Raw genomic sequence first — 10865 nt, 5'->3', positions numbered from 1 at the left:
GGTCCGGCGCGGCGGGGGCGCGGCCCGGGTCGGCGGACGCCCAGGCCGGCGCGGCGGTGGCGCCGCCCGGCGCAGCGGACGGACGGTCGCTGGGTGGTGATGCCGTGCTGGTCGGCTTCGTTCGGGCGTTGCGGGCGGCGGGGCTCGATGCGAGCAGCGAGCGGTTGTACGCCTTTCTGCGGGCCGTGGACGAGTTGCGGACCGGGGTGCGGGCCGACGTGTACTGGGCCGGGCGGGCGACGCTGTGCGGCGAGCCCGACGACCTGGAGCGGTACGAGCGGGTGTTCGCCGCGTACTTCGGCGCACGGGACGGGGCCGCGTCCCGAGCCGTGCCGGCCGCCGCCGCGCCCCGGCCCGTACTCGCCGCCCGGGAGGCGCACGGCGACGCGCGCGAACCCGGTGAGCGGGAGCCGTCGGGCCCGCCCACCGCCACGCTCGCCAGCTCCGCCGAGGTCCTGCGGCACCGCGACGTCGCCGAGCTGGACCCCGCCGAACGCGCCCAACTACGCCGACTGCTCGTAGCGTTCGCCCTGCGCGGGCAGACCCGCCGCTCCGCGCGCCGGCGGCCCGCCCGGCGCGGGGACGTCGACCCGCGCCGCACGGTGCGGGAACTCCTCCGGCGCGGCGGCGAGCCGGCCCGGCTGCGGCGGCACGCGCGCGTGCACCGCCCCCGCCGGGTGGTCCTGCTCGTCGACGTCAGCGGCTCCATGGCGCCGTACGCCGACGCCCTGCTTCGGTTCGCGCACGCGGCGGTACGAGGGGGCCGCACCGAGGTGTTCACCATCGGCACCCGGCTGACCCGGGTCACCCGCGAACTCGCCCACCGGGACCCGGACCTGGCCATGACGGCCCTCGCGGCGGCCGTGCCGGACTGGCGCGGCGGCACCCGACTCGGCGAGCTGCTGCGCGAGTTCCTCAACCGCTGGGGGCAACGCGGCATGGCCCGCGGCGCGGTCGTCGTCCTGCTCTCCGACGGCTGGGAGCGCGGCGACCCGGAGCTGCTCGGCGCGCAGATGCGCCGGCTGCACGCCCTGGCCCACCAGGTGGTCTGGGCCAACCCGCGCAAGGCGCGCCCCGGTTACGCGCCGCTGGCCGCCGGGATGGCGGCGGCCCTGCCCAGCGTGGACGCCTTCGTCGAGGGACACAGCCTGGCGGCGCTCGAACGGCTGGCGGCGGTGGTGCGCGGGGCGGCGAGCGGTGAGGCTCTGGAGAAGGGAGCGCAGCGTGCGTGAGATTCTGCCGGCGCTGGAGCGCTGGTACGCGGCCGGGATCCCGTTCGGGCTGGCCACGGTCGTCGCGGTGAGCCGCAGCGCGCCGCGCGGGCCCGGCGCCGCCATGGCGGTGGGCCCCGACGACGAGGTCGTGGGGAGCGTGTCGGGCGGCTGCGTGGAGGGCGCGGTGTTCGAACTCGCGCAGGAGGTCGCGGCGAGCGGCGAGGCACGCCTCGAGACCTTCGGCTACAGCGACGAGGACGCGTTCGCGGTCGGGCTCACCTGCGGTGGCGAGATCACCCTGCTGGTGCGGCCGGTCACGGCCGCCACGGACCCGGCGTTCGACGCGGTCGCCGGGTCGGTCGCCGCGGGCGAGCCGGTGACCGTCGCCACGGTGGTCGACGGACCGGCGACGCGCGGCGCGACCCTCGCGGTCTGGCCGGAGCGCACGGCGGGCACCCTCGGCACGGCCGGGCTCGACGTCGCGGTCAGCGCCGACGCACGCGGCGAACTCGCCCTCGGCGCCTCCGTCCAGCGGCACTACGGGCCGCACGGGGAGCGCCGCGAGGACGCCGTCACCGTGTTCCTGCAGTCCTTCGCGCCGCCGCCGCGGATGCTGGTCTTCGGCGCCATCGACTACGCGGCCTCGGTGGCCCGCATCGGCGACTTCCTGGGCTACCGGGTCACCGTGTGCGACGCCCGCCCGGTCTTCGCCACGCCGAAGCGCTTCCCGGCCGGTGTGGAGGTCGTCGTCGACTGGCCGCACCGCTACCTGCGGAGCACCGGCACCGACGACCGCACGGTGATCTGCGTCCTCACCCACGACCCGAAGTTCGACGTACCGCTGCTGGAGGAGGCGCTGCGCCGGCCGGCCGCCTACATCGGGGCGATGGGCAGCCGCCGTACCCACGACGAACGGCGCGCCCGGCTCGCCGAGGCCGGTCTCACCGGGGCCGAGCTGGCCCGGCTGCGCTCGCCGCTCGGCCTCGACCTCGGGGCCCGTACGCCGGAGGAGGTCGCGGTGTCCGTCGCCGGGGAGATCGTGGCCCTGCGCTGGGGCGGCAGCGGGGCGCCCCTGACCGGCACCGCCGGGGCCATCCACCCGACCGCCGCCCCCTGAGACCCGAGGAGCACGTCATGGAGCTGCACCACGAGTTCACCGTCCCCGTCCCGGTCGACGACGCCTGGCACGCGTTCCTCGACATCGAACGCGTCGCCCCGTGTCTGCCGGGCGCGGCGGTGGAGAGCTACGACGGCAGGACCGTGAACGGCTCGGTGAAGGTGAAGGTGGGACCGGTCACGGTGACGTACCGGGGCACCGCGGTCTTCGAGGAGCAGGACGAGGGGGCGCACCGGATGGTGCTCGTGGCGAGCGGCCGGGAGACCCGGGGGCAGGGCACGGCCCGGGCCACGGTCACCGGCACCCTGACCGAACGCGACGGCGGCACGGCGGTGTCGGTGGACACCGACCTGACGGTGACCGGGCGCCCGGCGCAGTTCGGGCGCGGCGTACTGGCGGAGGTGGGCGACCGGCTGGTGGGCCGGTTCGCGGCATGCCTGGAGGAGCGACTGGCCGAACGCCCCGCCGCGTCCCCGGCCGAGGCGGCGCCGCCGCCGGCCGGAGAGGGGGCGGCGGCACCGCCCGTCGAGGGGGCGGCGGCACCGCCGGTCCGGGAGGAACCGGAACCGATCGACCTGCTGCGGACGGCCGGAGTGCCGGTGGCCAAGCGGGTCGCGGCGGTGGTCGCGGCGGCCGCCGCCGTCGCCCTGGCGGCCGTGGGCCTGCGGCGCCGGGGGCGGACGCGGTCCGGTCGCAGAGGCGCGCGACGGTAGCCGGCGCACCGCGCACCGTCCGCCTCAGCGACAGCCGGGGGCTCGCGGCAGGGTGCCGCGCACCCGGTGGGGCTGTCGCCCCCGGCTCGGCACCTGGGCCCCGGGCGGCTGCGAGGCGGCGCCGGGGCCGTCCGGCGGTGGGTCAGGCGTGCACGTGGCGTGACCGCGCCGCCCGCCGGGGTGCGGCGTGGTGCGCGGGCTCCGCCGGGCTCTCCGCCCGCAGGCGCTGGAGCCACAGGGCGGCGGTGAACAGCAGGCCGGTGAAGATGGCCAGGAGGAGGGCGGATACCCACATCTGCCGGCCCCCGGGGGCCTGCCAGGCGGTCCAGGCGGTCGACGCCGCCCACACCAGCACGCCGGCCGCGTAGAAGGTGCGCATGCGGCGCAGCTGCCGCACGGCCCGCAGGGACTTGATGCGATCAGTCTTGGATGCCATGCCGGCCCGTGTACCCCGGGGCACGCCGTTCAGCTTCACGAGTTGCCGGGCAGCGCACGACGGCCAGGTCGTCCCGCCCGCCTCGCGTCAAGCGCTGCGCGGGCCGGACCGGGCGCAGCGGACGCAGGTGGTGGCCGCCGGACGGATCTCAAGGCGTTCAGGGGGAATCGTCCCGCCACAGCCTTCACACTGCCCGTACCGACCCTGTTCGAGCCGTTCCAGTGCCCGGTCCAGTTCCTCCAGGTGCTCGCGCGTCTGCGCCATCAGGGCGGCGACGTGGGCCCGCTCGAAGGCGGTGGTGCCCCCTTCGGGGTCGTGCTCGTCGTCCACCGCGACCAGGGCGTTCGCCGCGACGATCCCGTCGTAGTCACGGCTCAGCGCGGCCGCCCGGGCGAGGGTGTCGGCCCGGTCGGCCGCCAGGCGTGCGCGGACGGCCGAGAGGTCCGACGGGCCGGGCCCGTCCTGGCCGTGCCGGGGTACGTCTGCCATGCCGGGAGAACGCTGACTCGCGGTCCCCTGTTCCCTCTCCCCTGTCCCCTGGGCATCCGCACGCGCGCCGGCTGCCATGGCTCGCACAGCGACCGCCGGCCCGGCCGGGGGCGGGCCGGCGGTGCTCCTCGGGCGGCGCGACCGGCCGACGTCAGAAGTCGTACGGCTTCTTGGTGTTCCAGTTCAGCACGTCGGCCTCGTTCCAGCTGAACTGCGGCTTCTGGCCCTTGGCGTCGACGGAGTAGAAGGGGCCCTCGTGACCGTCCGCGCCGCGCAGCGCCATGGCGAACGAGCGCGCCGTGTGGTTCTTCGAGCCGTAGTCGAAGAGGTTCACCGCGCTGTACACCTTGTCGCCGGCCCTGAGCGTGATGTGCTTGTCGCCGCCCGGGGCGTCCTTCTTGGAGTGCGGCAGCGTGGGGCCGTCGACGTCGTCGCCGAGCTTCACGGCCGGGTACGAGGTGACCCAGCACGGCGTGGCGCTCGTGTTCGACGCCGTGACCAGCAGGTGGTCGCCCTGTTCACCGGCGAACCGGTGCACCGCGGTGACCAGCATCTCGTCCCCGCGGCACTGCCGGACGGCGGCCTTCGTGCCCTTGTTAATCTTGTTCGTCCCGCTCGAGGCGCTCTCCGAGCGCACCTCCTTGGTGGCACCACCGGTCTTGGCCTGCTCCGCGCCGCCCTTGGCGTTCGCGTCGGACGCGGTCCGGCTCTGCGCGCCGCCGGCGGCGTGGTCGCCGCCCGCCGCCTTGGATCCGCCGGAGCCACCGCAGGCGGTCAGGCCGAGCGCCAGCGTGGCGGTGACGGCGGCGAGGGCGGCGGTGCGGGCGGTACGACGGGCACGATGCGTGGTCATGATGAGAGTTCCCCCATGGTCGGTGAGGACGCGTGGTCGGTGTGGACGCGGCACCTCCGTCCGCTCACGCAGAGCGGCCGGCCGCATCGACTGTGTCACTGCGCCCTTGTAGATGACACGGGAATGGGCGCCGTTCCCCCGGGTTTGTCCGTGTTCAGTAACAGGGCCGTCGGGCGTACGCACCCGGGAACGGTGTGCCTGGGTTCGGTCTGCCGGGGCACGCAGAAGGGGACTGAAGGGGACCGGCGGTGTGGCTGACGAGGCGGAGAGGCGGCGTGCGTGGCCGAGCGGGAGCGGGTGCTTGAGGCACAGGAGGGCCGGGGTCCGGAGCGCGAGGACGACCTGCTGCGCGGGCTCGCGGTGGACGACCGGCAGCCGGAGCGGCCGGTGCTCCTGGACGGCGACGGCCGGCCGATCGGGACCTGGCGGGAGAACCACCCGTACGACCACCTGATCGGGCGGCGGGAGTACGAGCGGACCAAGCGGATCCTGCAGATCGAGCTGCTCAAGCTGCAGCGCTGGGTGAAGGAGACGGGGCAGCGGATCGTCGTGGTCTGCGAGGGGCGGGACGCGGCCGGCAAGGGCGGCACCATCCAGCGGTTCACCGAGCGGCTGAACCCTCGCGGCGCCCGGGTCGTGGCCCTGGACAAGCCGACCGAGCGGGAGGCGGGACAGTGGTACTTCCAGCGGTACGTCGGCCACCTGCCGGCGCGCGGCGAGATCGTCTTCTTCGACCGGTCCTGGTACAACCGGGCGGGCGTCGAGAGGGTCATGGGGTTCTGCTCGGAGGAGGAACATGAGCGGTTCCTCCTCCAGGCACCGCTGTTCGAGCGGCTGCTCACCGACGACGGCACCCTGCTGGTGAAGTTCTGGTTCTCGGTGTCGCGTGCCGAACAGCGCACCCGGTTCGCGATCCGGCAGGTCGACCCGGTGCGCCGCTGGAAGCTGTCGCCCACCGACCTGGCCTCGCTCGACCGCTGGGACGACTACACCGCGGCCAAGGTCGACATGTTCCGGGCGACCGACACCACGCATGCGCCCTGGACGGTGGTGAAGAACAACGACAAGCGGCGGGGCCGCCTGGAGGCGATGCGCAGTCTGCTGTACCGGTTCGACTACCCGGCCAAGGACGCGGCGGCGGTCGGTACGCCCGATCCGCTGATCGTCGGTGCGGCGGACACCCTGCTCGAACCGGGCGAGGAACCGACGGCCCTCTCCCCGACACCGCTGGCCGGGCCGGGCGGTGGCCCCGGGAACCACCCGGACCCACGCTGACGGCCCGGCCGCCGACGTCCCGCCCCGGCGGGCGGGCCGGGTCAGCCCACGTGCCAGGTGAGGCTGCCGCCGTTGCCGGCGGCGACGACGAACATCACGATCATGAGGATGATGTCGACCACTCCGAGGCCGATGTCCCACTTCGCCATCACGGAGCCGGTCTGGCGCAGCGCCACGACGCCGAAGACGACGGCGAGCGGGCCCAGGATGATGGGCAGGAAGAAGAGGCCGACGATGCCGCAGACGAGTCCCGCGATCGCCAGTCCGCTCGTCCGGCTCGCCTTGCCTGTGCTGTAGGACGTCATCGGTATCTCCCCAACTGTCGCGATCGGCTTCGTTTCCCTCTTTCGTTCCTTCCTGGTTGCCCGTCACGGCCGGGTCATTCCTTCGGTGACGCGACCAAGTCCGCCCTTAGAAGGTCGAGTTGACGGACCGACGCGCCTTCGGTCGTACGCGGGTCTCCCCCGGCCGGGGGCTCGCAGGTTCGAACCACTCGCCGCGATCCGATCCAGGGCCAGATCCACGAGGTGTACGGCGGGATCCACGACACCGACATCTGTCTGGCCGTCCCCAAGAGCCCCAGCGGTGACTTCGCCAAGGACGTCGACACGACGAGCTGCAACAACTACCGGTCCTACTACCTCGGGATGAGCACGATCCCCAAGCCGAACAGGCCCACCACGCTCGGCACCGTCCCCGGATACATCGGGCACTGCTCCGCCAGTGACACCTACCCGAGCTGCTACCAGATCGACGGCAACCGCACCAAGTGGCTCTGGGTGCCCTGACCGGGCGATGCGCGGCATGCCCGGTCCGTCGCCGCCCGTCACCGTGACCCCGCGGCCACCAGGGTCGCGGTGACGGGTTCGAGCTCGGCGACCAGTTCGTCGAGCTCGGCGGGGGACAGTGCCTCGTACGGCGGGGCGGCGAGCTCGTCCGTCAGGGCCTCGACCCGCTGCTCGGGGGCACGTCCGGCGTCGGTGAACCGCCCGTCGGCGTCGACGAGTCCGCGCTCGCGCAGCCGAGGCCGGCATCCCGCCCCGCATCCGGGCCGAGGGTGCCCAGCGGCCCGCGGACCCGGCCTAGCCGATGCGCCCGGTGGCTTCCAGCAGGGCGGTGCCCAGGGGGGTGAGGGCGTGCAGCACCGCCTTGCCCTCCCGTCTCGTGGTGATCAGCTTGGCCTCGCGCAGCACGCCGGCGTGGTGGCTCGCGGCTGCCGCCGAGATGCCCAGCCGGCGCGACAGCTGCGTGGTGTTGCAGCCGTCGGCCACGGCCTCCAGCGCCGCCGCGCGCGTGCGGCCGAGCAGATCGCCGAGGGAGCGGTCGGTGCTCTCGCCGATGTCCCACAGCGGGGTGCCGACGTCGGCACCGGTGACGGCGGGGACCGCGAGGACGGGTGCCCGATCGGGTTCCAGCGGGGACTGCAGCAGTTCGACCTGCGGCGACGAGAAGAACGTCGGCGTGATCACCAGACCGCGGCCGCCGAGGTGGACGTCCGCGTCACGGGCATGGCGCACCTCGAGCACGGGCGGGCGCCAGCGCGTCAACGGGGTGCACAGGTGCGCGAGGAGCCCTTCGACACCCGTCTCGGCCAGGGTGTGCATGTAGGCCGAGCGCTTCGCCACCAGATGGGAGTGCACCCGTCCGGCGAACGGGGCGAGACCCACTCGGTGGCAGTGCCTGAGCGCGGCGGCGACTTCCAGCCGCGCCTCCCGGTCGCCGTCCATCAGGCTCTGCGCCCAGGACCGGTGGGAGGGGTGGAAGTCGATGTTCTCCAGTTCGATGCGCATCAGGTCACGGGGCGCTCCGAGGAAGTGGTCCACCGCCTCCTCGATGGAGGGGGCGTCGCCCGCGAGGCTCACCATGTCGATCACCGGCCCCTGCGCCGGCAGCAGCGCGGACAGCGGCTTCGCCCGGCCGCCCAGGCGCCCTCGCACGGACGCCTGCCACGGGCGGAAGGCCGGACCGAGGCCGCGCTGGCGGAGCAGTCTGACGCCGTCGAAGGTCTCCGCGGCCGCGCCGAGCGTCGTTGCCAGGCGGGTGCGCGCCAGGTCCTCGGCTGTGAAATGTATGCGTTTCACCGAGCGTCCATTCCCTGCCGTGCACGGTCACCGAGGGCAGTGTCCGTCCTGGGCAGCGGGCCGGGCAACGATCATTCAGGCCAGCGGCGGCCGGATCCGCGTGCTCCGGTGCGCGTCGGAGCGGGCTGACCCACCGCGGCGGAGCTTTCGAGCAGGGTCGAATACATTGCCGCTCCCGTCCCGGCGTGAGCATGATCGCCTCCACCAGCCGGTCGGCGACGGGGGTTCCGGCCGGCTGGTCGACGCCGTCTTGTCTGGCCGTGCGTCCAGCAGTAGGCCTGGTACGAACGGCCGGCAGTCAAGGTCGCCGGGTAGGCGCTGTTCTTGGTGGGCAGCCTGCGGACGTTGACGTCGGTGTAGGGCACGACGGTGTACGACGTCTCGGCCGGCGCCGCGACGGCGGCGGCGCCCGGGACGCTCACCGCGAGTGCGCCGGCCAGTGCGGCGATGACGGCAGACCTTCTGCGCATGACGGTTCCCCCTCGGAAATCGGCTGGTCGCCGATTCAAGGGCGACCAGTACGCCAACCTGCCCACGTCCGCGCGGTGCTGACGTCGCGTCGCATCGTCACGACCGGAGTCCGGAGGAACCCACGGTGACCACCCACCTGAAGACCAGGGCCAAGGCCGCGGCGGCCGGAGCGCTCCTCGCCGCCGGACTGCTGGTCGCGACCGCTCCCGGCGCCTTCGCGGCCACAACCGCGGCGCCGGCCGTCGACCGACCGTCATCCGCGGCGTCCGACGCGTACACCGTGGCGCCGTACACGGCGGTGAACCTCCGCCACGGGCCCGGCAGCGGCTACCAGTGGATGAGCACGCTGCAGTTCGGCCACACGTACACGGCGTACTGCTGGGTCTACGGCGAGATGGTCGTCGACAACGGCTACCGGAACAACATCTGGATCCACACCTACGGCGGCAGGGGCGTCGGAGTCGGCTGCGCCGGCGCGGTCTACCTGCGCGGCGACGAGCGGGCCGGGCTCCCCGCCTACGCCCAGTGCTGATTCCGGGTCCCGTGCGCCGGTGAAACGGCGGTGGTGACACCCGTCGTGTGGTGGCCGGGTCAGCTCGCCCTGGAGCCCGCGACCGCGGTTCGGGTGCGGTCGTGTTCCGCGCGGGCGGTCTCCAGCAGGCGTCGCCAGGAGATGACGGTCGGGCGACGCCGCAGCAGGGCCCGGCGCTCGCGTTCCGTCATCCCTCCCCAGATGCCGTGCTCGATCCGTTGGTCGAGGGCGTAGGCCAGGCACTCGGTCCGGACCTCGCACCCGCCGCACAGCGCTTTGGCACGGTTCTGCGCGGCGCCCTCGACGAACAAGTCGTCCGGGTCGGCCGTCCGGCAGAGCCCCTGCTCACTCCAGTCGGTGTCCGTCATCCGGTGATGCCGTCCTCTCCCCTGCCCGCCCTGTCGTTGCCTCGGTCGGAGGCAGCGGGCATATGACACTACGCCGCTCGGACGAATACTCGTTCCTCCGCTGCGCAGCATCACACCTTCGGATGAGGGGGAATTGCGTTCCGGCCACAGCGGCGATAAGGGCACTCGGCTTCGTACGGGTAAGGTCTGGCATGACCTACGTGATCACCGCTGCTCACCCTGACGACGCCGCGACGCTCGGGCCCCTGCACCTGCACAACTGGCTGCGGAACTACACCGACGCCGACGCGGGGATCGACGAGTCCTGGATCCGCGAGCACCGCGGTTCGTCCGCCACCGCGGAAGGCGTCGCGCAGTGGCGGGAGTTCATCGAGGTGGCGAACCAGCACCCCGCCCCGCGCTTCTGCCGTGTCGTCCGGTCCGGGACGGAGCTCGTCGGCTATCTCTGCGGCCACTGGGAGGAGTCGGGAACGATCACCCTGGGACCCATGTACCTGCTGGACGAGGCCCAGGGGCACGGACTCGGTGGCCGCATGATGACCGAATTCCTCACCTGGGCAGGACCGGCGCACATCCGCCTGGGAGTCGTCGACTGCAACGAACGCGCGATCCGCTTCTACCGACGCCACGGCTTCGAGATCGCGGGCGAGCGATACCTCTGGCGAGCAAAGCTGCCCACCCTGCCCATGACCCGCGAAGCCCGGTCGACCGCACCGGCCGGCTCCGCCGACCGGCCGTCGGTCGGGCCGTAGGCGGAGGTGAAGGAGCGGCGCGCCTGGTATGCAGAATCCTCAGCGCGCGCAGGGCGGATCCGGGGAGGGGCACATGGGGCGCATGCCGGGCGAAGGTGAGCGACGTGCGGCGGTCGTCGACGGACGGCTGTGGTACGTGGCGAACGAGGTGCTGGCGTTCCTGATCGAGATCGTCGCGCTGGGGCTGCTGTGCTGGTGGGGCTTCACCGCGAGTGGCGACGTGGGAGTCAGCGTGCTGCTCGGTATCGGCACACCGGCCGTCGCCGCGGCGCTCTGGGCACTGTTCGCCGCGCCCCGGGCGCCCTTCCGGCCGCCGCTGCCCGGCGTGCTGCTCGTGAAAGCGCTGGTGCTGGGCGGGGGTGCGCTGGCGCTGTACGGGGTGGGGCATCCGGTCGGGGCAATGGTGGCGGCCGTGGTGACCCTCGTGAACGTCACCGTGGCGGAGGTCTTCCGCCGGCCCGCGCCGGAAGGTGCTGAACGTGTTCCGGGCACAGCAACTCCCTAGCGGCTGGGCCGGAAGCCGTCCCTCGGCGCTGACCGCCGCGGCCCGCCGGCCCTTGAGGG

The 10865-nt window shown here is 73.7% G+C and carries 15 protein-coding genes; 8 read left to right on the top strand and 7 right to left on the bottom strand.

The annotated features are described in order from the left end of the window. The first annotated feature begins 56 nt into the window (after window positions 1-56). The 3 genes from PV343_RS35715 to PV343_RS35705 are packed head-to-tail and all read left to right on the top strand — an operon-like array spanning window position 57 to window position 3044. Window positions 57-1232: a vWA domain-containing protein gene (locus PV343_RS35715; protein WP_415923534.1), complete on the top strand. Its 1176-nt coding sequence runs from the start codon at window positions 57-59 to the stop codon at window positions 1230-1232. Continuing rightward, a complete protein-coding gene (locus PV343_RS35710) occupies window positions 1225-2331 on the top strand; it encodes an XdhC/CoxI family protein (protein ID WP_319151190.1) in 1107 nt (368 codons plus the stop codon). Before PV343_RS35715 ends, PV343_RS35710 begins: the two co-directional genes overlap by 8 nt. Before the next feature lie 17 nt (window positions 2332-2348). Further along, window positions 2349-3044 carry an SRPBCC family protein gene (locus tag PV343_RS35705; protein WP_319151189.1) on the top strand — a complete coding sequence of 232 codons (696 nt, stop codon included), beginning with the start codon at window positions 2349-2351 and terminating at the stop codon, window positions 3042-3044. Between the two features lie 142 nt (window positions 3045-3186). Here PV343_RS35705 and PV343_RS35700 read toward each other — a convergent pair whose 3' ends face one another. The 3 genes from PV343_RS35700 to PV343_RS35690 form a co-directional block, all read right to left on the bottom strand. After that, window positions 3187-3480, bottom strand: coding sequence for a hypothetical protein (locus tag PV343_RS35700; RefSeq protein WP_319151188.1), 294 nt, complete (start codon window positions 3478-3480; stop codon window positions 3187-3189). An 87-nt stretch (window positions 3481-3567) separates the two neighbouring features. Next, window positions 3568-3969, bottom strand: coding sequence for a TraR/DksA family transcriptional regulator (locus PV343_RS35695; protein ID WP_319151187.1), 402 nt, complete (start codon window positions 3967-3969; stop codon window positions 3568-3570). A 151-nt stretch (window positions 3970-4120) separates the two neighbouring features. Further along, entirely contained in the window at window positions 4121-4822 is a 702-nt protein-coding gene (locus PV343_RS35690; RefSeq protein WP_319151186.1) for a DUF4232 domain-containing protein, read from the bottom strand. A gap of 279 nt (window positions 4823-5101) precedes the next feature. Here PV343_RS35690 and ppk2 point away from each other — a divergent pair, with 279 nt between their 5' ends. Further along, on the top strand, window positions 5102-6097 hold the full coding sequence (ppk2, locus tag PV343_RS35685; RefSeq protein ID WP_319151185.1) for a polyphosphate kinase 2: 996 nt from the start codon (window positions 5102-5104) through the stop codon (window positions 6095-6097). 41 nt (window positions 6098-6138) lie between these two features. Here the strand turns inward: ppk2 and PV343_RS35680 are convergent, their stop codons facing one another. Continuing rightward, on the bottom strand, window positions 6139-6402 hold the full coding sequence (locus tag PV343_RS35680; RefSeq protein WP_319151184.1) for a DUF4190 domain-containing protein: 264 nt from the start codon (window positions 6400-6402) through the stop codon (window positions 6139-6141). Window positions 6403-6624: 222 nt separating this feature from the next. On the opposite strand from PV343_RS35680, the gene PV343_RS35675 reads away from it, so the two are divergent. Beyond that, a complete protein-coding gene (locus tag PV343_RS35675; protein ID WP_319151183.1) occupies window positions 6625-6885 on the top strand; it encodes a hypothetical protein in 261 nt (86 codons plus the stop codon). Between the two features lie 38 nt (window positions 6886-6923). On the opposite strand, the gene PV343_RS40495 is transcribed toward PV343_RS35675, so the two are convergent. Both PV343_RS40495 and PV343_RS35670 read right to left on the bottom strand, forming a co-directional pair. Next, window positions 6924-7118 (bottom strand): helix-turn-helix domain-containing protein, encoded by a 195-nt coding sequence (locus tag PV343_RS40495; RefSeq protein WP_387952498.1) that lies wholly within the window; start codon window positions 7116-7118, stop codon window positions 6924-6926. A 61-nt stretch (window positions 7119-7179) separates the two neighbouring features. After that, a complete protein-coding gene (locus PV343_RS35670) occupies window positions 7180-8178 on the bottom strand; it encodes a helix-turn-helix domain-containing protein (protein WP_319151182.1) in 999 nt (332 codons plus the stop codon). Between the two features lie 595 nt (window positions 8179-8773). Between PV343_RS35670 and PV343_RS35665 the strand changes: the two genes are divergently transcribed. Next, window positions 8774-9181 (top strand): SH3 domain-containing protein, encoded by a 408-nt coding sequence (locus PV343_RS35665; RefSeq protein WP_319151181.1) that lies wholly within the window; start codon window positions 8774-8776, stop codon window positions 9179-9181. Window positions 9182-9240: 59 nt separating this feature from the next. Here PV343_RS35665 and PV343_RS35660 read toward each other — a convergent pair whose 3' ends face one another. Then, the gene (locus tag PV343_RS35660) at window positions 9241-9549 is read right to left on the bottom strand and encodes a WhiB family transcriptional regulator (RefSeq protein WP_319151180.1); all 309 of its coding nucleotides are present in this window, start codon (window positions 9547-9549) and stop codon (window positions 9241-9243) included. Window positions 9550-9740: 191 nt separating this feature from the next. Between PV343_RS35660 and PV343_RS35655 the strand changes: the two genes are divergently transcribed. Both PV343_RS35655 and PV343_RS35650 read left to right on the top strand, forming a co-directional pair. Then, complete coding sequence (locus PV343_RS35655; RefSeq protein WP_319151179.1) at window positions 9741-10301, top strand: GNAT family N-acetyltransferase; 561 nt, start codon at window positions 9741-9743, stop codon at window positions 10299-10301. 73 nt (window positions 10302-10374) lie between these two features. Beyond that, window positions 10375-10806 (top strand): YrdB family protein, encoded by a 432-nt coding sequence (locus PV343_RS35650; protein ID WP_387952436.1) that lies wholly within the window; start codon window positions 10375-10377, stop codon window positions 10804-10806. The last annotated feature ends 59 nt before the right edge of the window (window positions 10807-10865 follow it).

Origin of the sequence: Streptomyces sp. WI03-4A, assembly GCF_033792105.1 — a bacterium.
Classification (GTDB): domain Bacteria; phylum Actinomycetota; class Actinomycetes; order Streptomycetales; family Streptomycetaceae; genus Streptomyces; species Streptomyces collinus_A.
The sequence above is the reverse complement of the archived record's forward strand: the minus strand, read 5'-3'. Positions and strand labels throughout refer to the sequence as shown.